Here is a 24,341-nt window from a genome sequence, read left to right as displayed (position 1 = left end):
TCCCTCGATTGACGCCCCGCAGTCGTGGCGGGGTGGCGGCCGGGCGCCGGCTCCGGCAAACTTGCCGGCGTTCCCATTTGCGCGGCGGTCGCCCGGACCGACCGGCCCATCCATGAGCCAACACAGCCAGTTCCGACTGCTCGGCCTGCGCCGCTTCGCCCCGTTCTTCTGGACCCAGTTCCTGGGGGCGATGAACGACAACCTCTTCAAGGTCGCCTTCACCTCGCTGGTGACCTACCACACGGCGCTGTTCGAGGGCGTGGACGCGCGCAGCGCGGCCTTCCTGATCTCGGCCATCTTTATCGCGCCGTTCGTGCTGTTCTCGGCCACCAGCGGGCAGATCGCTGACAAGCTGGAGAAGTCGCGCCTGATCCGGCTGGTCAAGTCGCTGGAAATCGCCATCATGTTGCTTGGCCTGGCCGGCTTTACCTGGCACAGCGCGCCGCTGCTGTACACCGGCACCTTCCTGATGGGGCTGCATTCCACGCTGTTCGGGCCCGTCAAGTTCGCCTACCTGCCGCAGCACCTCGATGAAAGCGAGCTGGTCGGCGGCAACGGCATGGTCGAGATGGGCACCTTTGTCGCGATCCTGATCGGGACCCTGATCGGCGGCGAACTGGCCGGGCTGCAACAGGGCGGCACCATCGTGGGGCCGATGTATGTAGGCGCGGTGTGCGTGGCCCTTGCCGTGGCGGGTCGGCTGGTGTCGGGCCGCATCCCGGCCTCGCCGGCGCCGCAGCCGGACCTGCGCATCAACTGGAACCCGTTCTCCGAGACCTGGCGCAACCTGGTGCTGGCGCGCGGCAATCGCACGGTATTCCTGAGCCTGCTGGGCATCTCGTGGCTGTGGTTCCTGGGCGCCACCTTCCTGACCTCATTCTTCAGCTATGCCAAGGATGTGCTGGGCGGCGACCAGAACGTGGTGACGCTGCTGCTGGCGGTGTTCTCGGTGGGCATCGGCACCGGTTCGCTGCTGTGCGAGCGCTTGTCCGGGCGCCATGTCGAGATCGGCCTGGTGCCGTTCGGATCGATCGGCATGACCGTGTTCGCGGTCGACCTGTACTTTGCCAGCCACGGGCAGCCGCCGGCGGCGCTCAGCGGCCTCGGCGGCTTCCTGGCCGAGCCGCACCACTGGCGAGTGCTGGCCGACCTGTTTCTGCTGGCCATGTTCGGCGGCTTCTACAGCGTGCCGCTGTACGCGCTGATCCAGAGCCGCAGCGCGCCCACGCACCGCGCCCGCATCATTGCCGCCAACAACATCCTGAACAGCTTCTTCATGATTGCCGCCTCGCTGCTGGGTGTGGCCATGACGCAGGCCGGCTACAGCATCCCGCACCTGTTCCTGGTGGTGGGGCTGCTCAATGCGGCGGTGGCGGTCTATATCTACTCGCTGGTGCCGGAATTCCTGCTGCGCTTCATCGCGTGGATCCTGGTCCATACCGTCTACCGGCTGCGCCGCGTCAATGCCGAGCGCATCCCCGCCGACGGCCCGGCAGTGCTGGTCTGCAACCACGTCAGCTTTGCCGACGCGGTGGTGCTGATGGCCTGCAGCCCGCGCCCGGTGCGCTTTGTGATGGACCACAATATCTTCAAGGTGCCGCTGCTGTCGTGGTTCTTCCGCCAGGCCCGCGCGATCCCGATCGCGCCGGCGCATGAGAATCCGGACATGCTCAAGCGCGCCTATGACAGTGTGGCGCAAGCATTGGAAGAGGGCGACCTGGTCTGCATCTTCCCGGAAGGCAAGATCACCGCGACCGGCGACATCAACCCGTTCAAGCAGGGCGTGCAGCAGATCATCCAGCGCACGCCGGTGCCGGTGGTGCCGATGGCGCTGCGCGGGCTGTGGGGCAGCTTCTTCTCGCGCAAGGGCGCCCCGGCGATGTCGCGGCCGTTCCGGCGCGGCATCCTGAACCGGCTGGAACTGGTGGTGGGCGAGCCGGTGCCGCCCGAGGCCGCCACGCCCGAGGGGCTGCAGCAGATGGTGCAGGCCCTGCGCGGCGACTGGCGTTAATTCCATGGTGTGCAAACCGAATCGACGATGATTACGCTCTACACCTTTGGCCCTGCCTTCGGGCTGCCCGACGCCAGCCCCTTCGTCACCAAGGCCGAGATGCTGCTCAAGCTGGCGGGCCTGCCTTACCAGGCGCGGCGCGGCAGCCTGCGGCGCGCGCCCAAGGGCAAGCTGCCCTACCTGGACGACATGGGCCGGATCGTGGCGGATTCCACCATGATCCGCTGGCATATCGAGAAGACCTACCACATCGACTTCGACGCCGGCCTGAGCGCGGCCGAGCGCGGTATCGCCTGGGCCGCCGAGAAGCTGATGGAAGACCACCTGTACTGGGCGGTGGCGCGGGTGCGCTGGCTGGACCAGGCCAATTTCGACAAGGGGCCGGCCCAGTTCTTCCGCGGCGTGCCGGCGCCGGTGCGCGGCCTAGCCGAGCGCCTGGTGCGCTACAAGGTGCGCAAGACGCTGTGGGGGCAGGGCCTGGGCCGCCATAGCGAGGAGGACCTGGTGGCGCTGGCCAGCAAGGGCGTGACCTCGATCGCCGACATCCTCGGCGACAAGCCCTACCTGATGGGCAACCTGCCATGCGGGGCCGACGCCACGCTGTTTGCCTTCGCCGGCAGCCTGCTGTGCCCCGTATTCGACACCCCGATCCGCACCGCGGCGGAGGGCCATGCCAACCTGGTGGCCTATATGGCGCGGATGCGCGCCGAGTTCTACCCGGATCTGGTGGCGCAAAGCGCGGCCGCCTGAACCCGCCGGGCCGCCAGCGGGGCGGCATTGGCCTTACAATGGAGGCCGTCCCCAATTCCTGTGCGGTTTCCATCATGTCCGGCAACACCCTTGGCCTGCTTTTCACTGTGACCACCTTCGGCGAATCGCACGGGCCCGCCATCGGCGCGGTGGTGGACGGCTGCCCGCCGGGCATGGCGCTGACCGAGGCCGACATCCAGGGCGACCTGGACCGTCGCCGGCCGGGCACCTCGCGCCACGTCACGCAACGCCAGGAAGCCGACCAGGTCGAGATCCTGTCCGGCGTGTTCGAGGGCAAGACCACCGGCACTCCGATCTGCCTGCTGATCCGCAATACCGACCAGCGCAGCAAGGACTACGGCAATATCGTCGAGACCTTCCGCCCGGGCCATGCCGACTACACCTACTGGCAGAAATACGGCATCCGCGACCATCGCGGCGGCGGCCGCTCGTCGGCGCGCCTGACCGCGCCGGTGGTGGCGGCCGGTGCCGTGGCCAAGAAGTGGCTGCGCGAACAGTACGGCACCGAGATCCGGGGCTATATGTCGCAGCTGGGCGAGATCGCCGTGCCGTTCACGGACTGGTCGCAAGTGCCCGAGAACCCGTTCTTCGCGGCCAATGCCGACATCATTCCCGAGCTGGAAACCTATATGGACGCGCTGCGCCGCGACGGCGACTCCGTCGGCGCGCGCATCGAGGTGGTGGCCAGCAATGTACCGGTGGGCCTGGGCGAGCCGCTCTTCGACAAGCTCGACGCCGATATCGCCCACGCCATGATGGGCATCAACGCGGTCAAGGGCGTGGAGATCGGCGCCGGCTTCGACAGCGTGGCCCAGCGCGGCAGCGTCCATGGCGACGAGCTGACCGCCGGGGGCTTCCGCACCAACAACGCCGGCGGCGTGCTGGGCGGGATCTCCACCGGCCAGGATGTGACCGTGTCGCTGGCAATCAAGCCGACTTCCTCGATCCGTACCCCGCGCGAATCGATCGACAAGGCCGGCAACGCCGCCACCGTCGAGACTTTCGGCCGCCACGACCCCTGCGTGGGCATCCGCGCCACGCCGATCGCCGAGGCCATGCTGGCGCTGGTGCTGATCGACCACGCGCTGCGCCACCGCGCCCAGTGCGGCGACGTCAGGGTCGAAACGCCGCGCATCCCCGCGCAGGCCGGCCAGACCCGTTGAGTTGACGCCGCACCCAGCGGGCGGCGAGGGCGGCGCCAGCGGCGCCGGCCGCCCGGACTACGCGCGTTTCGGGCTCTTCTACCTTGGCTACTACGGCTACGTCGGCCTGATCTCGCCCTACGTCAGCCTGTATTTCGCCGACCGCGGCTTCAACCCGGTGCAGATCGGCGTGCTGATGGCGAGCTTCCAGGTCAGCCGCATCGTCGGGCCCTATCTGTGGGGCTGGCTGTCCGACGTGATGCACACGCGCGTGCGCATCCTGCGCGTGAGCGCGTTCACCTCGTTGCTGGCCTTCCTGATGCTGCCGGGCGTCGGCAGCTACGGCGGCATGATGGCGATGATGCTGACGCTGAGCCTCCTGACCAGCGCAATGTCGCCGCTGGGCGATGCCCTGACCATCTCCACGCTGCGCCGCTACGGCGCCTTCGACCATAGCTACGGCCGCATCCGCATGTTCGGCTCGGTCGGCTTCATCGGCGCGGTGCTGGCGGGCGGGGCGCTGTTCGAGGCAGTCGGCATGCGCGCCTTCCCGTGGGTGGCCAGCACGCTGCTGGCGATCCTGGCCGGGGTGGTGCTGAGTATGCGCGACGCCGCCGACGAAGGTCCGCGCACGGCACCGCCGCGCGCCTTGCCGCTGCTGCGCCGGCCCGACGTGGCCTGGTTCCTGGCCTCAGCCTTCCTGATGATGTTCGCGCACGCCGCGCTCTATGTGTTCTATTCGCTGTGGCTGGCCAAGCTCGGCTACAGCAAGTTCGCCATCGGCGTGATGTGGACCATCGGCGTGGTCGCCGAGATCGTCTTCTTCTACTACCAGGGCCTGCTGTTCGCGCGCTACGCGCTGCGCACCATCCTGGCCGGCACCTTCGTTCTGGCGGCGCTGCGCTTCGGCCTGACCGGCTACTTCGCGCAGATTGCGTGGCTGATGGCGCTGGTGCAGGTGCTGCACGCCGCCACCTTCGCCGCGCATCACAGCGCCAGCCTGAAGCGGCTGCAAACATGGTTTGCCGGGCCGCTGCAGGGGCGCGGGCAGGCGCTGTACACGGGCATTTCCTACGGCGTCGGCGGCACGCTGGGCGGGCTGGCGATGGGCTGGACCTGGAACGCGCTGGCGCCGGAGCATACCTTCGGGCTGGCCGCCATTGCGGCGGCCGCCGGCGCGGTCTGTGCCGTGATGAGCTTCCGCGCGGAAGGCGATGACGCCGTTCAGGCCAGCACCGCGCAGACCCGTTCGGCGATGGCCAGCGACGAGGTCAGCCCCGGCGACTCGATGCCGAACAGGTGAACCAGCCCCGGCACGCCATGCGCGGCGGGGCCGTCGATGCGGAAGTCCGCCGCCGCTTCACGCGGGCCGCTGATCTTGGGGCGGATGCCGGCATATCCCGGCTGCAGCGCGCCGTCGGCCAGCCCCGGCCAGTAGCGGCGCACCTCGTCATAGAAGCCGTCGGCATCGGCCGGGTCCACGCCATATTCGATCTCGTCGATCCAGCGCACATTGGGGCCGAAGCGCGCCTGGCCGCCCAGGTCTAGGGTCAGGTGCACGCCCAGCCCGGCGGCCTCGGGCACCGGGTAGATCAGCCGTGAGAACGGCGCGCGCCCGGCCAGCGTGAAATAGCAGCCCTTGGCGTAGTACTGCGGCGGGATATGGGCTTCGGGCATGCCCTCGATGCGGCGCGCCAGTTCCGGCGCGGTCAGCCCGGCTGAGTTCACCACGGTGCGCGCCAGCAGCGTGGTGGCGCTGCCTTCCTCGCTGCCGATCTCCAGCCGGATCCCGTCCGGCGTCACCGCGCCGCCCAGCACCGGCGACTGCACTGCCAGCATTGCGCCGGCGTTTTCCGCGTCGCCCAGCAGCGCGGTCATCAGGCCGTGGCTGTCGACGATGCCGGTCGACGGCGACAGCAGCGCGGCATGGCATTGCAGTTGCGGCTCCAGCGCCTGCGCCTCGGCGCGGCTGATCAGGCGCAGGTCGTCGACGCCGTTGGCCGCCGCCTTAGCGCGGATGCCTTCGAGCGTGGCCACCTGGGCCTCGCTGGTGGCCACGATCAGCTTGCCGCAGCGCTGGTGCGCCACATGGTGGCTGGCGCAGTAGTCGTACAGCATGGCCTTGCCGCGCACGCACAGCTGCGCCTTGAGCGAGCCGGCGGGGTAGTAGATGCCGGCGTGGATGACCTCGCTGTTGCGCGCGCTGGTGATGGTGCCGAAGGCATTCTCGGCTTCCAGGATGATCACTTCACGGCCCTGCAGCGCGAGCGCGCGTGCCGCGGCCAGTCCCACCACGCCGGCGCCGATGACGACGCAATCCACTTGTTCCATGGTTGTTCCTTGCTCCAATGTCCTGTGTGTTCGGGGCTCAGGCCGGCAGGCCCAGGCGTGCGGCGGCGGCCGCAAGGTGGCGCTGCGCGGCATGGCGCGCTGCCGCGGCGTCGCCGGCGGCAATGGCTTCGGCCAGCGCCGCATGTTCCTGGTCGGCGGCGCGCGGCACGCCGGTTGTCGCGCTCAGCCGCGCGGTGTTCTCCCAGGCACGCTGGCGCGCGGCCAGCATCTGCTGGCTGACGAAATCGGTGAGGCCGGTAAAGCAGGGGTTGTGCGCGGCCTCGGCAATGGCACGGTGGAAGGCCATGTCGGCCGCGGCCGCACTGGGCATGTCGCCGTGGCCGTCGGCTTGAGCCTGCATCACCGCGAGCGCGGCACGGATGGCGTCGATATCGGAACCGGTGCGCCGCTGCGCGGCCATTTCGGCGCAGGCGGTTTCCACCACCCGGCGCAGCTCGAACAGCTGCAACAGCGTCGGGCCGCCGTCGGGCTCGCTGGCCACGCGCCAGGCCTGGCCGCCCGGTGTCTCGGACACATAAGCGCCCGAGCCCTTGCGTGTCACCAGCACGCCATCGGCCTTCAGCTGGGCGATGGCCTCGCGCACGATCGGCCGGCTCACGCCGAAGGTATCGGCCAGGCTCGCTTCCGCCGGCAGGCGCGCGCCCGCGCGGTAGCGGCCGGCGAGGATGTCGTCGTGCAGGGTCTGGGCAATGCGGCTGGCCAGCGAGGCCGGGCGGGGCAGGATGGTCATGGCTCGATGTGTCAGGCTGTCAGACAGCTTTTGGTGATTCTGGCCATAACTTTGCGGCGCGTCAAGGTTTCCGCAGGGAGCGAATGCTACACATGCGGCCTCGGTCAATCATCGCGCACTTAATTTCGCCGCGCCGGCGCCGATAGAAACCCAATACAGGTGGCGGATCCTGCGCGTCGGCTCCGCCCAGGGCTTGACATGCCCCGTGGCGTCCACCCCGGGGCCTACCGCGAACAGCCATGATCCAGCTCACACCTAACGATCTTCCCGTCGGATACCCGCTGCCCTGGTCGCTGCTTGATGGCGAGGGCAATCTGGTGCTCGGCAGCGGCAACGTCATTCCCGATGAACGCGACCTGGCGCTGGTGTTCCGCCACGGCGTGGTCTGCCGCGAAGATGGCGGCGACGATGCCGATGACGAGTTGCGTCCAAGTACCGGGCCGCTCGGCCTGCAGGTCGGCACTCTGCTGCATATCAAGCTCGACGGCGAGGCCGCGCGCCCGGCCGCCAGCCGGCTGATCGGCTTTATCGAGCAGGGCCTCTTTGTCACCTGGCCGCAGCTTGGTGGGCGCGACCTGCCGCTGAAGGCAGGCGATGCTGTGCTGCTGCGCGGCTTCTCGGGGCAGGCCATCCACAGCTTCACCTCGACCATCACCGCCGTGTGCCGCAGCCCGTTCCGCTACCTGGTGCTGTCGGCGCCGGTGCAGCAGCATGCCACGCCGGTGCGCAAGGCGGCGCGCGTGCCCACCCGGCTGGCGGCCTACCTGACCGAGCCCGGCGATGACGAAGCCATCGACACCGGTGCGGCGCGCCTGGCGCTGCTGTCAGACCTCAGCACCGGCGGCGCACTGGTGCAGACCACCGCACCGGCGCCCGCGCCGGGCAGCCGCGTGCGGCTGCGCTTCCAGCTGCGGACGGCGTCACTGGACAGCGAGGTCACCATCGATGGCTGGGTCCGTGTCGCCGCGCCTGGCGCGGCCAGCGACGACGCCGACTTCCCTGCCTTCGGCGTGGCCTTCGATGTGCTGGCCGAGCGCGAGCTGACGCTGCTGCAGTGCTATATCTACGAACAGCTGCTGTCCAGCACCCGCATGCCCCTGCAGCCCGCGGCTGTCGCGGCCGTTTAGCGGCATCCCGCCTATGTTCTGATTGTCTCCACGCGCCAGCGCTACCGGCCGCGGATGCAAAAACGGCACTGGGTTTCCGGTGCCGTTTTCACATGCCTGCCGCTGGCGCGCCAGGCTTACATGCCGACGTAGTTCGGGCCGCCGCCGCCTTCCGGCGTCACCCAGACGATGTTCTGGGTCGGGTCCTTGATGTCGCAGGTCTTGCAGTGCACGCAGTTCTGCGCGTTGATCTGCAGGCGTTCCTTGCCCGACGTCTCGTCCTGCACGAACTCATACACACCTGCCGGGCAATAGCGCGACTCCGGGCCGGCGTACTTGTCCCAGTTGATGTTGACCGGCACGCTGGCGTCCTTGAGCGTCAGGTGCGCCGGCTGGTTTTCTTCGTGGTTGGTGTTGCTGATGAACACCGAGCTCAGGCGGTCGAAGGTCAGCTTGCCGTCCGGCTTCGGGTACTCGATCTTCTGGCACTCGGCGGCCGGCTTCAGGTACACGTGGTCCGGCTTCACGCGGTGGATGGTCCACGGCGGGTTGCGGATGCCCAGCTTGGGCAGCAGCCATTGCTCGATGCCGGTCATCAGCGTGGCGGTGGTGCGGCCCTTCTTGAACCACTGCTTGAAGTTCTTGGCCTGCAGCAGTTCCTTGTGCAGCCAGCTCTGCTCGAACGCGGCCGGGTAGGCGGTCAGCTCGTCGTGCTGGCGGCCGGCCTGCAGCGCGTCATAGGCGGCCTCGGCGGCCAGCATGCCGGTCTTGATGGCGGCATGGCTGCCCTTGATGCGCGAGGCGTTCAGGTAGCCGGCGTCGCAGCCAACCAGCGCGCCGCCCGGGAACACGGTCTTGGGCAGTGACAGCAGGCCGCCGGCGGTGATGGCGCGCGCGCCGTAGGAAAGGCGCTTGCCGCCCTCGAAGTACTGGCGGATTTCCGGGTGCGTCTTGAAGCGCTGGAACTCCTCGAACGGCGACAGCCACGGGTTGGTGTAGTCCAGGCCGACCACAAAGCCGACCGCGACCTTGTTGTCTTCCATGTGGTACAGGAACGAGCCGCCGTAGGTGGCCGGATCCAGCGGCCAGCCGGCGGTGTGCACCACCAGGCCGGGCTTGTGTTTGGCGGGGTCGATTTCCCACAGTTCCTTCAGGCCGATGCCGTAGCTCTGCGGATCCTTGCCGGTATCCAGGCCGAACTTGGCGATCAGCTGCTTGCCCAGGTGGCCGCGCGCGCCTTCGGCGAAGATGGTGTACCTGGCATGCAGCTCCATGCCCAGCTGGAAATTCTCGGTGGGCTCGCCTTCCTTGTTGATGCCCATGTTGCCGGTGGCCACGCCCTTGACCGAGCCGTCTTCGTTGTAGAGCACCTCGGCGGCGGGGAAGCCCGGGAAGATCTCAACACCCAGCGCCTCGGCCTGCTGGCCCAGCCAGCGCACGAAGTTCGACAGGCTGATGATGTAGTTGCCTTCGTTGTGGAAGCACTCGGGCAGCAGCGCGGGCGGCGTGCCCTTGGAGCCGGACTGGTTCAGGAACAGGAACTTGTCTTCGGTCACGGCCTGGTTCAGCGGCGCGCCCAGTTCCTTCCAGTTCGGGATCAGCTCGTTGAGGGCGCGCGGATCCATGATGGCGCCCGACAGGATGTGGGCGCCGGGCTCGGAGCCCTTTTCCAGTACGCACACGTTGACGTCGGCGCCTTTCTCCTGCGCGAGTTGCTTGAGGCGGATGGCGGTGGCCAGGCCGGCGGGGCCGCCGCCGACGATGACCACATCGTATTCCATGGCTTCGCGCGGGCCGAACTGCTCCAGGAGCTGTTGCTGATCCATTGTCTCTAACCCTCTATTTCTTTGCTGCTTGCTTGCGATTGTGGGAAATGCGGTGATCGTTCTGCTGAGAACCCGGCCCGGTGCGCGGACAGGAGCCCGCGGGAAGGGAGTTGTCGGCGTTTCGGTCTTGAACGCCGCCCGAACGGCGCCCGAAGGCTGCCGGAACGCGCGTTTTCCCTCTTTCCCTTTGCTGGCCAAGTTCTTAGAATCTCCGGCATTGTCCGGGACTCGCCACCCACAGGCAAGGATTTTTTTGGAACGGTCGTTCTTTTTTCTGATATGCTGCCTTCTGCTCCCGAACAGGCCGGAGGGGCTCCCGCACAAGAGGTCATCATGGGTTTGTCGATCAATCTGGAAGGCAAGGTCGCGCTGGTCACCGGCGCTTCAAGCGGGCTGGGCTCGCGTTTCGCCACGGTGCTGGCCGCCGCCGGAGCCAAGGTGGTGCTGGCCTCGCGCCGCAGCGAGCGGCTCAAGGAGCTGCGCGCGGCCATCGAGGCCGAGGGCGGCAGCGCCCACGTGGTGCGCCTGGACGTCACCGACCCGGACAGCATCCGCGCCGCCGTGGCGCACGCCGAGACGGAAGCCGGCTCGATCGACATCCTGGTCAACAACTCCGGCGTGTCGACCACGCAGAAGCTGACCGACGTGACTCCCGACGATTTCGATTTCGTCTTCGACACCAATACCCGCGGCGCCTTTTTCGTCGCCCAGGAAGTGGCCAAGCGCATGATCGCGCGCGCCAAGGGCGCCGAGCGCAACGGCAGCCCGCTGCCGCAGGCGCGCATCGTCAATATTGCCTCGGTGGCCGGGCTCAAGGTGCTGTCGCAGATCGGCGTCTATTGCATGAGCAAGGCCGCCGTGGTGCACATGACCAAGGCCATGGCGCTGGAATGGGCGCGCCACGGCATCAATACCAACGCCATCTGCCCGGGTTATATCGACACCGATATCAACCACCACCACTGGGACTCGGACGCCGGGCAGAAGCTGATCCAGATGCTGCCGCGCAAGCGCCTGGGCAAGCCCGAGGACCTCGACGGCCTGTTGCTGCTGCTGGCATCCGACCAGTCGCAGTTCATCAATGGGGCCGTCATCACCGCCGACGACGGCATGGTCTGACCGCCTCATTCCTGGCAGTGGGGGCGCAACGCCCCCGCATCCCGGCGCGCGCCGTAAGCGGCGCGGGATACCCAAATTGCGGCCCCAGAGCTTATCCGGCCCCCCTTGGGCGCGCCGTCGCCAGCACAAATCGATAGTCAGAAAATTCGTGCGTAGCGTGCCAGTCTTGGCATAATCCGCCATGTCTGTAGATTAAGTCATAAGAACCCGATTCACCATGAAGAAGCGCCCCTTCTTCATGGTGAATCGGGTTCTCACATACAAGTAAAAAAACGCCGCGGTGGCCGGATGGCCCGAGCGGCCCTGGACCGGAGGCCGGGGAGATGGAGCCACAACAAGAGGCACGGCGCAACGCCGTGCCGCAACACGTCGTCGATTCCGCGCTGATCCCGCAGGCCGCCGACGAAGCGCAGGACGCTGAATTCCGGGTATCGCCCCGCATCGAGGACTGGATTGGCGTGATCGTGATGGTGCTGCTGGTCGGCATCACCTTCGCCAACGTGGTGGTCCGCTATTTCACCGACGAATCGTTTGCCTGGACCGAGGAGTTCTCGGTCTTCCTGATGATCGTGCTGGCGCTGGTCGCCGGCAGCGCGGCGGTGGCGCGCGACCGCAATATCCGCATCGAATTCTTCTTCGAGCGAGGCAGCGCGGCCCGGCAGCGGCGCCTGGCGATCCTGTCGGCGCTGGCCGTTGCGGTCATGTTCATCGCGCTGGCGGTGCTGGGCGCGCGCATCACCTGGGACGAATACACCTTCGGCGAGACCTCGCCGGGCATCGGCGTGCCGAGCTGGTGGTACTCGATCTGGCTGCCGCTGCTGTCGGCCGGCATCGCGCTGCGCGCGCTGGGGCTGGCAGTGCGCAACGTGCGCGCCCTGAAGGCGCTGCACGCGGCCAGGGCAGGCGCGACGGAGGCGGCGCAATGACCCTCGTCGCCATCATCCTGTTCGTGGTCTTTATCGGCCTGATGCTGCTGGGCGTGCCCATCGGCGTGTCACTGGGCCTGGGCGGCCTGGTCGCCATCGGCCTGTCCAACCTGGATACCCAGATGTTCGGCCTGCTGGCCGTGCCGCAGAACTTCTATGCGGGGCTGGCCAAGTATCCGCTGCTGGCGATCCCGATGTTCGTGCTGGTGGGATCGATCTTCGACCGCTCCGGCGTGGCACAGCGGCTGGTGACCTTTGCCATCGCCATCGTCGGCCGCGGCCCCGGCATGCTGCCGCTGGTGGCGATCCTGGTGGCGATGTTCCTCGGCGGCATCTCCGGCTCCGGCCCGGCCAACGCGGCCGCGGTGGGTGGGGTGATGATCGCGGCGATGTCGCGCGCGGGCTATCCCGGCTCGTACAGCGCCGCCGTGGTCGGCGCGGCCGCCGCGACCGACATCCTGATCCCGCCCTCGGTGGCGTTCATCATCTACAGCGTGCTGGTGCCTGGCGCATCGGTGCCGGCGCTGTTCGCGGCCGGCATGATCCCGGGCATCCTGGCCGGCGTCGCGCTGATCGTTCCGGCGGTGTGGCTGGCGCGCAAGCACAATATGGGCGCGATCGAGGCGGGACTGCCGCGCCCGCCGTTCTGGAAGAGCCTGTGCGAAGCCGCCTGGGGCCTGGTCGCGCCGTTCCTGATCCTGGGCGGCATGCGCGCGGGCTGGTTCACGCCGACCGAAGCGGCGGTGGTCGCGGTGGTCTACGGCCTGTTCGTGGGCATGGTGATCTACCGCAGCATCGGCATGCGCGACCTGTTCACCATTTTCCAGGAGGCGGCCGAGACCTCGGCGGTGATCCTGCTGGTGGTGGCGCTGGCCGGCATCTTTGCCTATGCGCTGTCGACGCTGGGCGTGATCGACCCGCTGGCGCAGGCCATCGCCACCTCCGGGCTGGGCGAGTACGGCGTGCTGGCGCTGATCGTGCTGCTGCTGATGACGGTGGGCATGTTCCTGGACGGCATCTCGATCTTCCTGATCTTCGTGCCGCTGCTGCTGCCGATCTCCAATGCCTTCCACTGGAACCCGGTGTGGTTCGGCGTGGTGCTGACGCTGAAGGTGGCGCTGGGCCAGTTCACGCCGCCGCTGGCCGTGAACCTGATGGTGTCGTGCCGGATTGCCCGCGTGCGCATGGAAGAGACCGTGCCCTGGGTGATCTGGATGCTGCTGGCGATGTTTGTCGCCATGCTGATGGTGCTGGCCTATCCGCCGCTGGCGACCTGGCTGCCGGACTACCTCGGCTATTGATGTTCCGCATTCACCAACAAGAACTCACGCTTTCCCGAGAGGAGATGAAATGAAACGTCGTGCCCTGATGCTCGCAACGGCTGCCGCCATGGCCGCTTCCGCCTTCGCCCCCGCCGGCGCGATGGCCCAGACCTACAAGTCCGAGTACAAGATGTCGCTGGTGCTTGGCCCGGCCTTCCCGTGGGGAAAGGGCGGCGAGATCTGGGCCGACCTGGTCAAGCAACGCACCAACGGCCGCATCAACATCAAGCTGTACCCGGGCACCTCGCTGGTGGCCGGCGACCAGACGCGCGAATTCTCGGCGATCCGCCAGGGCGTGATCGACATGGCGGTGGGCTCGACCATCAACTGGTCGCCGCAGGTCAGGGAACTGAACCTGTTCTCGCTGCCGTTCCTGATGCCTGACTACAAGGCGCTGGACGCCCTCACGCAGGGCGAAGTCGGCAAGTCGATCTTCACCACGCTGGAAAAGGCCGGCGTGGTGCCGCTGGCCTGGGGCGAGAACGGCTTCCGCGAGGTGTCCAACTCCAAGCGCGAGGTTCGCAAGCCTGAGGACCTCAAGGGCCTGAAGCTGCGCGTGGTGGGTTCGCCGCTGTATATCGAGACCTTCAACGCGCTCGGCGCCAACCCGACCCAGATGAGCTGGGCCGATGCGCAGCCGGCGATGGCCTCGGGTGCGGTCGACGGCCAGGAGAACCCGCAGTCGGTGTTCGCCGCCGCCAAGCTGTACACGGTGGGCCAGAAGTTCGTCACAACCTGGGGCTATGTGGCCGATCCGCTGATCTTCGTGGTCAACAAGCAGATCTGGGAAAGCTGGACCCCGGCCGACCGCGAAATCGTCAGGCAGGCCGCCATCGACGCCGGCAAGCAGGAAATCGCGCTGGCCCGCAAGGGCCTGGCAGAGCCGGGCGCGCCGGCGTGGAAGGACATGGAGGCGCACGGCGTCAAGGTCTCGCACCTGACGCCGGCCGAGCACGACAGCTTCCGCAAGGCCACCGCCAAGGTCTACGACAAGTGGAAGAAGCAGATCGGCGCCGACCTCGTGACCAAGGCCGAAGGCGCGATCGCCAAGCGCTAAGCCACGCAGGGGGCCCGCCGGATTCGGCGGGCCTTTTCATTTGGAGACTGTGATGAAGCACGTCTATACGGTGGTCATGCCGATCCGCTGGGGCGACATGGATGCCATGGGCCATGTCAACAACACCGTCTATTTCCAGTACCTGGAGCAGGCGCGCATCGAGTGGTTCGCATCGCTGGGCCGCGGCGGCAAGGATGCGAGCGGGCAGGGGCCGGTCATCATCAATGCGCATATGACCTTCCTGAAGCAGCTGCGCTATCCGGGCGATATCGAGTGCCGCGTCTACGCCGGCCAGCTGGGCCGCACCAGCTTCGAGACCCGCATGGAAATCCGCCGCACCGACCTGCCCGACGTGGTCTGGGCCGAGGGCGGGGCCAAGGTGGTGTGGTGCGATTACACGCAGGAGAAGTCGGTGCCGGTGCCGGCCGAGATCCGGGCGATCATCGAGGGCTGATGCCCGCCGCGGGGCTCAGTGGTTGACCAGCCGCTGCACCAGGTCCACTGACGTGCTGGCCCCGTACTTCTTCATCAGCCGCGCCCGGTAAATGTCCACCGTGCGCGGGCTGATCGCCAGCAGCTTGCCGATCTGCTTGCTGGTCTTCCCCTCCACCAGCTGCGCCGCGATGTCGCGTTCGCGCGCGGTCAGCTCGGCCGTGACCTGGCGCTTCTGCGACAGGTCCTCGAAGGTCCAGATCCCGGCGCCCAGCGGCTGCGAGCGGTCCAGCGCGCGGCCGGTGACATGGCACCAGAACAGTTCCCCGCCGGCGCGCTTCATGATGCGCTCGTCCGAGTACATGCCGCGCGTGCCCATGATCGGCGCAATGCGGGCCCCGGTGCGCTCGAATTCGTCGACGGTGGGGTAGAGCACCTGGAACGACTGGCCCAGCAGCGCCTCGCGCGTGGTGCCGAAAATGCGGCAGACCTCCTCGTTGCAGTCGTCGATCACGCGTTCGCGTGACAGCACCAGGCCCACGGGGGCGAGCTGGAAGGCGGTCTGGTAGTCGATTGCGGGCATCTGCTTATGTATTTTTACGTAATGGCGTAGCCGGCTATGCTTGCGTATGCTGTCGGTCGGACGAGAGACGGCGCCCATCGCCGATTGTACCGTTACAATTTCCCTGCGTCGCCCGCCGCACAACCCGGTGGCGGGAGGATCGACAGGGACTACCGAGGAAGGAGCGAAGCATGAACAAGGTCTACGCCAGCGCCGCAGAAGCGCTTGCAGGCGTCGTCCGCGACGGCCAGACGATCGCTGTAGGCGGTTTCGGCCTGTGCGGCATCCCCGAGGCGCTGATTGCCGCGCTGCGCGACAGCGGCGCCAAGCAGCTCACCTGCATCTCCAACAATGCCGGCGTCGACGGCTTCGGCCTGGGCCTGCTGCTGGCCACGCGCCAGATCCGGAAGATGATCTCGTCCTACGTGGGCGAGAACAAGGAGTTCGAGCGCCAGTACCTGGCGGGCGAACTGGAGCTGGAATTCACGCCGCAAGGCACGCTGGCCGAGAAGCTGCGCGCCGGCGGCTCGGGCATCCCGGCCTTCTTCACCAAGACCGGTGTCGGCACCATCGTCGCCGAAGGCAAGGAAGTCCGCGAATTCGACGGCGAGCAGTACGTGATGGAGCGCTCGCTGACCGCCGACGTGGCGCTGGTCAAGGCCTGGAAGGCCGACAAGGCCGGCAACCTGGTGTTCCGCCGCACCGCGCGCAACTTCAACCCGATGTGCGCCATGGCGGGCAAGGTCACCGTGGCCGAGGTCGAGCAGATCGTCGAGACCGGCGAGCTGGACCCGGATGAAATCCACCTGGCCGGCATCTTCGTGCAGCGCCTGGTCCTGAACACCACCCCCGAGAAACGCATCGAGCAGCGCACCGTGCGCGCGGCCAGCTGAGGAGACCATCATGGCATGGACACGTGACGAAATGGCCGCGCGCGCCGCGGCCGAGCTGCAGGACGGTTTCTACGTCAACCTGGGCATCGGCTTGCCGACGCTGGTGGCCAACTGGGTGCCGGAAGGCATGGAAGTGTGGCTGCAGTCCGAGAACGGCCTGCTGGGCATCGGCCCGTTCCCGACCGAGGACGAGGTCGACGCCGACATGATCAACGCCGGCAAGCAGACCGTGACGACGCTGCCGGGCTCGTCGATCTTCTCGTCGGCGGACTCGTTCGCGATGATCCGCGGCGGCCACATCAACCTGGCGATCCTGGGTGCGATGCAGGTCAGCGAGAAGGGCGACCTGGCCAACTGGATGATCCCGGGCAAGATGGTCAAGGGCATGGGCGGCGCCATGGACCTGGTGGCCGGCGTCGGCCGCGTGGTGGTGCTGATGGAACACACCGCCAAGAAGAAGGACGGCACCGAGGACATCAAGATCCTGAAGGACTGCAACCTGCCGCTGACCGGCCTGGGCGTGGTCAACCGCATCATCACCGACCTAGGCGTGATCGACGTGACCGACGCAGGGCTGAAGCTGGTGGAAACGGCGCCGGGCGTCAGCCGCGAGGAAATCCAGGCCAAGACCGGCGCGCCGCTGCTGTAAGCGGCCAGCGGCCTGCGGAAAGGAAAAAGGCCCCGCCGGTGCGAACCGGCGGGGCCTTTTCCATGGGTACGGTAGTCAGCCGGCCTGCTTGTTGTAGCTGGCAAACACCTTGGCGGTGCCGTCGGCCTTGACCAGCAGCACGTCGAACGGGTCCTTGCGCGGGCCCTGTTCCATGCCGGGCGAGCCGACCGGCATGCCTGGCACGGCCAGGCCGACCGCCTTGGGTTTCGCGGCGAGCAGCTTGCGGATATCCGCCGCCGGTACATGGCCCTCGATGGCGTAGCCGCCGATATACCCGGTATGGCATGAGCCGAAGCGCTCCGGCATGCCAAAGCGCTGGCGGTACACGCCGGTGTCCTCGACGTCATGTACCGTCACGGTGAAGCCGTTGCTGCGCAGGTGATTGACCCAGTCCTCGCAGCAGCCGCACAGCGGGCTCTTGTAGATGTCGATGGCAAGCGGCCTGGCGGCTTGCGCGAGCGCGCCCGCCACCGGTGCCAGCGCCCCGGCCGGGACCGCGCCCAGCGCCAGCGCGCGCAGGAAACTGCGTCGTTGCATCGCCCGCTCCTTACTGCGCCACCCAGCCGCCGTCCATGTTCCAGATCGCGCCGCGGACCTGGCGGGCCGCTTCGGATGACAGGAACACGGCCAGCGCGCCCAGCTCATCGGGCGTCACGAACTGGCCCGACGGCTGCTTCTCGATCACCAGTTCGTGCTTGGCCTGCTCGACGGAGATGCCTTCCTTCTGCGCGCGGGCTTCGACCTGCTTCTGCACCAGCGGGGTCAGCACCCAGCCCGGGCAGATCGCGTTGGCGGTGACGCCGGTCTGCGCGGTTTCCAGGGCGGTCACCTTGGTAAAGCCGACGATGCCGTGCTTGGCCGCCACGTAGGCGGACTTCTGCGCCGACGCCACCAGCCCGTGGGTGGAAGCCACATTGATGATGCGGCCCCAGTCCTTCTGCTTCATGCCGGGCAGCGCCAGGCGGGTGGTGTGGAAGGCCGAGGTCAGGTTGATGGCGATGATCGCGTCCCAGCGCTCGGGCGGGAAATCCTCGATGCTGGCCACGTACTGGATGCCGGCGTTGTTGACCAGGATGTCGGTGCCGCCGAAGTCGGACTGCGCGTAACGCATCATGTCTTCGATCTCGGCCGCCTTGCTCATGTCGGCGCCGTGGTAGCCGACGCGGATACCCTGGCCGGCCTGCGCGATCTCGGCCTTTGCGGCGTCCACGTCACCAAAGCCGTTGACGATGATGTTGGCGCCCTGCGCCGCCAGCGCTTTCGCGATACCGAGCCCGATGCCGCTGGTCGAGCCAGTCACCAGTGCGGTCTTGCCGTTGAGCATGTATGCCTCCGTCGAGAGAAAGAGATGCCACAGAAGGAATGCCACAGGGTTGGCGGTGCGCGGCCGCGCATGCGGGGCGCAGACACTGTGCTGTGGCATTGTACCCGCTGCGGCGTACAATCCAGCTTTGCTCAACCTCCGGCGGCGGCGTCTTTCGGCGCTGTGCGGTCGGGTTCGTCAGGGAGTCCAGATGTCTGCCAGTCCGCGTCTCGGTTTTGTCCAGTGCATCAGTCCGGCGGGCCTGCACCGCATGGCGTACCACGAGTGGGGCGACCCCGCCAATCCGCGCGTGCTGGTGTGCGCGCACGGCCTGACCCGCACCGGCCGCGACTTCGACACCGTGGCTGCCGCACTGTGCGGCGACTACCGCGTGGTCTGCCCCGACGTGGTCGGGCGCGGCCGCTCCGAATGGCTGGCGGACCCCAACGGCTACGTGGTGCCGCAGTATGTCGCGGACATGGTCACGCTGATTGCGCGGCTCAACGTGGAGAAGGTCGACTGGTTCGGCACCTCGATGGGTGGCCTGATCGGCATGGGCCTGGCCGGGTTGCCGAAGTCGCCGGTGCGCAAGCTGCTGCTCAACGACGTGGGTCCGAGGCTGGCGCCTTCCGCGGTGGAGCGCATCGGCGCCTACCTGGGCCTGCCGGTACGCTTCAAGACCTTCGAGGAAGGGCTGGCCTACCTGCAGACCATCAGCGCATCGTTCGGGCGCCATACGCCCGATCAGTGGCGCGAACTCAACGCCGCCATCCTGAAGCCGGTGCAGGGCACCGACGGCCTGGAATGGGGCTTGCATTACGATCCGCAGCTGGCGGTGCCGTTCCGCAAGTCCACGCCCGAGGCCATTGCCGCGGGCGAGGCCGCGCTCTGGCGCAGCTTCGAGGCCATCGAGGCCCCGGTGCTGGTGGTGCGCGGCGCGCAGTCCGACCTGCTGCTGCGCGATACCGTCGCGGAGATGGTGGCGCGCGGCAAGCATGTGAGCTCGGTGGAAGTGCCCGACGTGGGCCACGCGCCGACCTTTGTCGATCCGGCGCAGATCGCGATTGCCCGGCAGTTCTTTACCGGGGCCTGATCGCGTTTAACGCCGGCCTTGTTTTTATCCGTCAACGCATTGTCATGAGTAACCCTGAACTGAAGCGCGCCCACGTGGGCAAGCGGTTGTCCGAATACGCGGTCTACAACGGCGTGGTCTACCTGGCCGGGCAGGTGCCCGAGGTCGATCCCAAGGCCGATCTCCGTGGCCAGACGCGCGAGGTGCTTGGCCATATCGACCGCCTGCTGGCCGAGGCCGGCAGCGACAAGACCCGCATCCTGTCGTGCCAGATCTTCCTCACCAACGTCGACCTGATCGGGGAGATGAACGAGGTCTGGGACGCCTGGGTGCCGCAAGGCAACACGCCCCCGCGCGCGACCGTCGAAGCCCGCCTGGCCAATCCCGATTACCTGATCGAAGTGGTGGTGACCGCTGCGCTCAACTGATGCAGGCGTAGTGACATGGTGACGTCGACCGACCTGACCGGGCGGGTCGCGGGGATTCCGGACACCGAACTGGTCGAGCGCGCGCTGGCCTACGTGCGCGAGCACGGCGCCGAGGTGGCGCTGCCCACCGGCGAGACCGTGCTGTCGCACGCGCAGGGCATGCTGCGCATTCTTGATGGCCTGCGCGTCGACGATGCCGCGCGCGCTGCTGCCTGCCTGTTCGGGCTGGTGGCATTCGTGCCCGGCACCGAGGCCGAGATCGCGCCGCGCTTCGGCGACGAGGTGGCGCGGCTGGTCGATGGCGTGCGGCAACTGCTGCGCATCGGCGCCATCGCCGGCAGCCGCCCCGACGCCGAGCCCTCCACCTCGAAGAACGAGGCGCAGGCCCGCCACGAGCAGGTCGAGGCCTTGCGCAAGATGCTGCTGGCGTTCGCCCAGGACATCCGCGTGGTGCTGGTGCGCCTGGCCTCGCGGCTGCAGACGCTGCGCTGGCTGGCCGAGACCAAGCAGGCGCCGCTGCCCGGCGTGGCGCGCGAAACACTGGACATCTACGCGCCGCTGGCCAACCGCCTGGGCATCTGGCAGATGAAGTGGGAGCTGGAGGACCTGGCGTTCCGCTTCGAGCAGCCCGATACCTACAAGCGCATTGCCAGGCTGCTGGATGAAAAGCGCATCGAGCGCGAAGGCTATATCGCCAGTGCCATCGCGCGGCTGCAGTCCGAACTGGCAACCGCCGGCATCCGTGCCGAGGTCAGCGGCCGGCCCAAGCACATCTACAGCATCTGGAAGAAGATGCGCGGCAAGGAGCTGGATTTTGCCGACCTGTACGATGTGCGCGCCTTCCGCGTGATCGTCGACGATATCAAGGACTGCTACACGGTGCTGGGTATCGTCCACCATATCTGGCAGCCGATCCCGCGCGAGTTCGACGACTATATCTCGCGGCCCAAGGCCAATGGCTACAAGTCGCTGCACACGGTGGTGATCGGCGATGACGGGCGCGCGTTCGAGGTGCAGATCCGCACCCACGAGATGCACCACTTCGCCGAATACGGCGTGGCCGCGCACTGGCGCTACAAGGAGGCGGGCAGCCGCGGCTATGCCGGGCAGTTCTCCGCCAGCGAGCGCTATGACGAGAAGATAGCGTGGCTGCGCCAGCTGCTGGCGTGGAAGGACGACGCCGACCACAGCGTGGCGCACGACGAGTCGTGGGAGCAGATCAAGCACGCCGCGATCGACGACCACATCTACGTGCTGACGCCGCAGGCGCGCGTGGTGGCGCTGCCGCAGGGCGCGACCGCGGTCGACTTTGCCTACTACCTGCACAGCGACCTCGGCCACCGCTGCCGTGGGGCGCGCGTCGACGGCACCATGGTGCCGCTGAACACGCCGCTCAAGAACGGCCAGACCGTGGAGATCATCGCGGTCAAGCAGGGTGGCCCGTCGCGCGACTGGCTCAATGCGGACCTGGGCTACCTGGCCAGCAGCCGCGCGCGCGCCAAGGTACGCGCGTGGTTCAACGCGCTTGATTCGCAGGAAACCATCGCGCAGGGCCGGGTGCTGATCGACAAGACGCTGCAGCGCGAAGGCAAGACCGCGGTCAAGCTGGAAGACCTGGCCACGCGGCTGGGCTTCAAGGCGCCGGAAGAACTGTTCGCGGCGGTGGCGAAGGACGAGTTCAGCCTGCGCCATGTGGAGCACGCGCTGCGCCACCCGGAGGGCGAGGTCCAGGCGCCGCTGAGCGAGGAAGACGCCGTCACCAAGAAGAGCCGCGCCACCAGCGTGGCGCGCGGCGCCAAGAGCGGCGTGCTGGTGGTGGGGGTGGATTCGCTGATGACGCAGATGTCGCGTTGCTGCAAGCCGGCGCCGCCGGACGATATCGTCGGCTTTGTCACGCGCGGGCGCGGCGTGTCGATCCATCGGCGCAGCTGCCACACCTTCCAGCAGCTGGCGGCGCGCGCGCCGGAGCGGGTGATCCAGACCGAGTGGGGGCAGAAGAGCCACGCCGCGGTCTATCCGGTCGACATCCATGTCGAAGCGATCGACCGGCAGGGGTTGCTGCGCGATATCTCCGAAGTGCTGTCGCGCGAGAAGATCAACGTCACCGGCGTCAAGACACTCTCCAGCAAGGGCGTGGCGCGCATGCAGTTCACCGCCGAGGTGTCCGAGGCGACGCAACTGCAGCGCGCGCTGCTGCTGATCGAAGAGGTCCAGGGGGTGTTGCAGGCAAAAAGAAAGTGATGCTATACTTGCGGCTTCGCTAGGCTCGTAGCTCAGCTGGTTAGAGCACCACCTTGACATGGTGGGGGTCGTTGGTTCGAGTCCAATCGAGCCTACCAACGAATTGCAGTAAAGCAGTAAAAGAAGTGCGGCAAGTCCGATTCAACCCCATACGGAACGGAAGGGCATCATGGTTATGACACCGCGAACTACTACCGCTGGCAAGCGACAGTAGTCGAGGTGCGCCTTCGACCCGGTTGGATCGGGTTTGACAAAGAGAAACGCGGCCTTGGCCGCGTTTTTTTTCGTCTGTCGCCTGCCAGCACCCTGATAAGCTGCCGCCTTCGCGCGCTGCAGAGCAGGGCAGCAAGGAATGAATCGCCAGCCCCGCAGGCATGCGGGCCGGTGCCACAAGATGCAGTTTGATCCGCTCAGGCGATGCGCAAGGCGCAGCCGGCGGAACCTGGAGAGTCGAAATGATCGCAATCACGCTGCCGGATGGGTCCCGCCGCGAGTTTCCCGGCCCGGTAACGGTTGCCGAAGTGGCGCAGAGCATCGGTTCCGGCCTGGCCAAGGCCGCGCTGGCTGGCAAGGTGGATGGCCAGATGGTCGACACGAGCTACAGGATCGACCGCGATGCCGAGCTGGCCATCGTCACGGACAAGGATGCCGACGGCGTCGATGTGATCCGCCACTCCACGGCCCACTTGCTGGCCTATGCCGTCAAGGAACTGTATCCCGAGGCGCAGGTGACGATCGGGCCGGTGATCGAAAACGGCTTCTACTACGACTTCGCCTACAAGCGTCCCTTCACGCCCGAAGATCTGGCCGCCATCGAGAAGAAGATGTCGGAACTCGCCCGCAAGGACGAGAAGGTCACGCGCGAAGTGTGGAACCGCGACGAGGCGGTAGCGCTGTTCGAGTCGATGGGCGAGAAGTACAAGGCCGAGATCATCGGCTCGATCCCGGCTGACCAGGAAATCGGCCTGTACCGCGAAGGTAGCTTCGTCGACTTGTGCCGCGGCCCGCACGTGCCGTCCACGGGCAAGCTGAAGGTCTTCAAGCTGATGAAGGTGGCCGGCGCCTACTGGCGCGGCGACGCCAACAACGAGATGCTCCAGCGCATCTACGGCACGGCCTGGGCGAAGAAGGAAGACCAGGAGGCCTACCTGCACATGCTGGAAGAGGCCGAGAAGCGCGACCACCGCAAGCTGGGCAAGACGCTTGACCTGTTCCACCTGCAGGAAGAGGCGCCCGGCATGGTGTTCTGGCACCCGAAGGGCTGGCAGGTGTGGCAGGCCGTGGAGCAGTACATGCGCGGCCGCCTGACGGATGCGGGCTACGATGAAGTCCGTACGCCGCAGGTGATGGACCGTTCGCTTTGGGAAAAATCAGGCCACTGGCAGAACTACAAAGAGAACATGTTCGTCACGGAGTCGGAGAAGCGCGACTACGCGATCAAGCCGATGAACTGCCCGGGCCACGTGCAGATCTTCAACCACGGCCTGCGCTCGTACCGCGACCTGCCGCTGCGCCTGGCCGAGTTCGGCGCCTGCCACCGCAACGAGCCGTCCGGCGCGCTGCACGGGCTGATGCGCGTGCGCGGCTTTGTGCAGGATGATGCCCACATCTTCTGCACGGAAGAGCAGATCGTGGCCGAGGCCAAGGCCTTCAACGAACTGGCCTTCTCGGTCTATGAAGACTTCGGCTTCAAGGATGTGAAGGTCAAGCTGTCGCTGCGACCGGACCAGCGCGCCGGCTCGGATGAGATCTGGGACCATGCCGAAGAGGGCCTGCGCCTGGCGCTGCGCGCCTGCGGCGTGGACTGGGAAGAGCTGCCGGGCGAGGGTGCTTTCTACGGCCCCAAGGTCGAGTACCACATCAAGGACGCGATCGGCCGCTCGTGGCAGTGCGGCACGCTGCAGCTGGACCTGGTGCTGCCGGAGCGCCTGGATGCCGAATACGTCTCCGAGGACAACTCGCGCAAGCGTCCGGTGATGCTTCACCGCGCCATCCTGGGTTCGTTCGAGCGCTTCCTGGGCATCCTGCTGGAAAACCACGCCGGCGCGCTGCCGGCCTGGCTGGCGCCGGAGCAGGTGGTGGTCATGAATATTGCGGATTCGCAGGCAGAGTACGCTGAAAGCGTCGTGCAATTGCTGCAAAAACAAGGGTTTAGGGCCAAGGCCGATTTGCGTAACGAGAAAATTACGTATAAAATCCGCGAGCATTCGCTTCAAAAGGTTCCCTACCTGCTGGTAGTGGGCGACAAGGAGCGGGATGCCAATCAAGTGGCCGTGCGTGCCCGGGGCAATGTGGATCTGGGTGTGATGCCCGTCTCCGCGTTTGTTGAGCGTCTGCAAAACGACGTCGCCAGCAAAGCCTGATGGGTGGAGAGCACG

General features: G+C 67.0%; 22 protein-coding genes and 1 tRNA gene. 17 read left to right on the top strand and 6 right to left on the bottom strand.

What is annotated here, in order from left to right:
* Nucleotides 1-112: 112 nt before the first annotated feature.
* From ACZ5MJ_RS12015 to ACZ5MJ_RS12000, 4 genes are all read left to right on the top strand, one after another.
* Nucleotides 113-2,011, top strand: coding sequence for an MFS transporter (locus ACZ5MJ_RS12015; protein ID WP_464219554.1), 1,899 nt, complete (start codon nt 113-115; stop codon nt 2,009-2,011).
* A gap of 27 nt (nt 2,012-2,038) precedes the next feature.
* A complete protein-coding gene (locus ACZ5MJ_RS12010; protein WP_464219553.1) occupies nt 2,039-2,761 on the top strand; it encodes a glutathione S-transferase C-terminal domain-containing protein in 723 nt (240 codons plus the stop codon).
* A 74-nt stretch (nt 2,762-2,835) separates the two neighbouring features.
* The gene (gene aroC, locus ACZ5MJ_RS12005; protein WP_464219551.1) at nt 2,836-3,945 is read left to right on the top strand and encodes a chorismate synthase; all 1,110 of its coding nucleotides are present in this window, start codon (nt 2,836-2,838) and stop codon (nt 3,943-3,945) included.
* Between the two features lies 1 nt (nt 3,946).
* On the top strand, nt 3,947-5,227 hold the full coding sequence (locus ACZ5MJ_RS12000; protein WP_464219549.1) for an MFS transporter: 1,281 nt from the start codon (nt 3,947-3,949) through the stop codon (nt 5,225-5,227).
* Here the strand turns inward: ACZ5MJ_RS12000 and ACZ5MJ_RS11995 are convergent.
* Complete coding sequence (locus tag ACZ5MJ_RS11995) at nt 5,149-6,255, bottom strand: NAD(P)/FAD-dependent oxidoreductase (RefSeq protein WP_464219547.1); 1,107 nt, start codon at nt 6,253-6,255, stop codon at nt 5,149-5,151. The genes ACZ5MJ_RS12000 and ACZ5MJ_RS11995 overlap by 79 nt on opposite strands.
* Before the next feature lie 37 nt (nt 6,256-6,292).
* The gene (locus tag ACZ5MJ_RS11990) at nt 6,293-7,006 is read right to left on the bottom strand and encodes a FadR/GntR family transcriptional regulator (protein WP_464219546.1); all 714 of its coding nucleotides are present in this window, start codon (nt 7,004-7,006) and stop codon (nt 6,293-6,295) included.
* 239 nt (nt 7,007-7,245) lie between these two features.
* On the opposite strand from ACZ5MJ_RS11990, the gene ACZ5MJ_RS11985 reads away from it, so the two are divergent.
* Nucleotides 7,246-8,133, top strand: a complete 888-nt coding sequence (locus ACZ5MJ_RS11985; protein ID WP_464219544.1) for a flagellar brake protein — start codon at nt 7,246-7,248, stop codon at nt 8,131-8,133.
* A 116-nt stretch (nt 8,134-8,249) separates the two neighbouring features.
* Here ACZ5MJ_RS11985 and ACZ5MJ_RS11980 read toward each other — a convergent pair whose 3' ends face one another.
* Nucleotides 8,250-9,938, bottom strand: coding sequence for an electron transfer flavoprotein-ubiquinone oxidoreductase (locus tag ACZ5MJ_RS11980; protein WP_464219543.1), 1,689 nt, complete (start codon nt 9,936-9,938; stop codon nt 8,250-8,252).
* Nucleotides 9,939-10,271: 333 nt separating this feature from the next.
* Between ACZ5MJ_RS11980 and ACZ5MJ_RS11975 the strand changes: the two genes are divergently transcribed.
* From ACZ5MJ_RS11975 to ACZ5MJ_RS11955, 5 genes are all read left to right on the top strand, one after another.
* Nucleotides 10,272-11,057, top strand: a complete 786-nt coding sequence (locus ACZ5MJ_RS11975; RefSeq protein WP_115013865.1) for an SDR family oxidoreductase — start codon at nt 10,272-10,274, stop codon at nt 11,055-11,057.
* A gap of 323 nt (nt 11,058-11,380) precedes the next feature.
* Nucleotides 11,381-11,983: a TRAP transporter small permease gene (locus ACZ5MJ_RS11970; RefSeq protein WP_464219540.1), complete on the top strand. Its 603-nt coding sequence runs from the start codon at nt 11,381-11,383 to the stop codon at nt 11,981-11,983.
* Nucleotides 11,980-13,284, top strand: a complete 1,305-nt coding sequence (locus ACZ5MJ_RS11965) for a TRAP transporter large permease (protein WP_464219539.1) — start codon at nt 11,980-11,982, stop codon at nt 13,282-13,284. The genes ACZ5MJ_RS11970 and ACZ5MJ_RS11965 overlap by 4 nt, the downstream gene beginning before the upstream one ends.
* Before the next feature lie 49 nt (nt 13,285-13,333).
* Complete coding sequence (locus ACZ5MJ_RS11960) at nt 13,334-14,362, top strand: DctP family TRAP transporter solute-binding subunit (RefSeq protein WP_464219538.1); 1,029 nt, start codon at nt 13,334-13,336, stop codon at nt 14,360-14,362.
* Nucleotides 14,363-14,414: 52 nt separating this feature from the next.
* The gene (locus ACZ5MJ_RS11955) at nt 14,415-14,816 is read left to right on the top strand and encodes an acyl-CoA thioesterase (RefSeq protein ID WP_018310310.1); all 402 of its coding nucleotides are present in this window, start codon (nt 14,415-14,417) and stop codon (nt 14,814-14,816) included.
* A 15-nt stretch (nt 14,817-14,831) separates the two neighbouring features.
* Here the strand turns inward: ACZ5MJ_RS11955 and ACZ5MJ_RS11950 are convergent, their stop codons facing one another.
* The gene (locus ACZ5MJ_RS11950) at nt 14,832-15,377 is read right to left on the bottom strand and encodes a helix-turn-helix transcriptional regulator (protein WP_464219535.1); all 546 of its coding nucleotides are present in this window, start codon (nt 15,375-15,377) and stop codon (nt 14,832-14,834) included.
* Between the two features lie 170 nt (nt 15,378-15,547).
* Here ACZ5MJ_RS11950 and ACZ5MJ_RS11945 point away from each other — a divergent pair, with 170 nt between their 5' ends.
* Nucleotides 15,548-16,249: a CoA transferase subunit A gene (locus ACZ5MJ_RS11945; protein ID WP_464219533.1), complete on the top strand. Its 702-nt coding sequence runs from the start codon at nt 15,548-15,550 to the stop codon at nt 16,247-16,249.
* Nucleotides 16,250-16,259: 10 nt separating this feature from the next.
* Nucleotides 16,260-16,898 carry a CoA transferase subunit B gene (locus ACZ5MJ_RS11940; protein WP_432259837.1) on the top strand — a complete coding sequence of 213 codons (639 nt, stop codon included), beginning with the start codon at nt 16,260-16,262 and terminating at the stop codon, nt 16,896-16,898.
* Nucleotides 16,899-16,973: 75 nt separating this feature from the next.
* On the opposite strand, the gene ACZ5MJ_RS11935 is transcribed toward ACZ5MJ_RS11940, so the two are convergent.
* A complete protein-coding gene (locus tag ACZ5MJ_RS11935; RefSeq protein ID WP_464219531.1) occupies nt 16,974-17,456 on the bottom strand; it encodes a DUF411 domain-containing protein in 483 nt (160 codons plus the stop codon).
* A gap of 10 nt (nt 17,457-17,466) precedes the next feature.
* Nucleotides 17,467-18,243, bottom strand: coding sequence for a 3-hydroxybutyrate dehydrogenase (locus ACZ5MJ_RS11930; RefSeq protein WP_464219530.1), 777 nt, complete (start codon nt 18,241-18,243; stop codon nt 17,467-17,469).
* A gap of 190 nt (nt 18,244-18,433) precedes the next feature.
* Here ACZ5MJ_RS11930 and ACZ5MJ_RS11925 point away from each other — a divergent pair, with 190 nt between their 5' ends.
* The 5 genes from ACZ5MJ_RS11925 to thrS all read left to right on the top strand — a co-directional run bounded on the left by ACZ5MJ_RS11925 (nt 18,434) and on the right by thrS (nt 24,326).
* Complete coding sequence (locus ACZ5MJ_RS11925; RefSeq protein ID WP_464219528.1) at nt 18,434-19,315, top strand: alpha/beta fold hydrolase; 882 nt, start codon at nt 18,434-18,436, stop codon at nt 19,313-19,315.
* A 44-nt stretch (nt 19,316-19,359) separates the two neighbouring features.
* Nucleotides 19,360-19,722: a RidA family protein gene (locus ACZ5MJ_RS11920; RefSeq protein ID WP_464219527.1), complete on the top strand. Its 363-nt coding sequence runs from the start codon at nt 19,360-19,362 to the stop codon at nt 19,720-19,722.
* 15 nt (nt 19,723-19,737) lie between these two features.
* The gene (locus ACZ5MJ_RS11915) at nt 19,738-21,963 is read left to right on the top strand and encodes a RelA/SpoT family protein (RefSeq protein ID WP_464219525.1); all 2,226 of its coding nucleotides are present in this window, start codon (nt 19,738-19,740) and stop codon (nt 21,961-21,963) included.
* 21 nt (nt 21,964-21,984) lie between these two features.
* Nucleotides 21,985-22,061: transfer RNA gene (locus tag ACZ5MJ_RS11910), tRNA-Val, on the top strand.
* 357 nt (nt 22,062-22,418) lie between these two features.
* Complete coding sequence (gene thrS, locus ACZ5MJ_RS11905; RefSeq protein WP_464219523.1) at nt 22,419-24,326, top strand: threonine--tRNA ligase; 1,908 nt, start codon at nt 22,419-22,421, stop codon at nt 24,324-24,326.
* Nucleotides 24,327-24,341: the final 15 nt, after the last annotated feature.

This window comes from Cupriavidus sp. LA-1, assembly GCF_055385985.1.
Note: the sequence above shows the minus strand (reverse complement) of the source record. Positions and strands in the feature narration are given on the sequence as shown.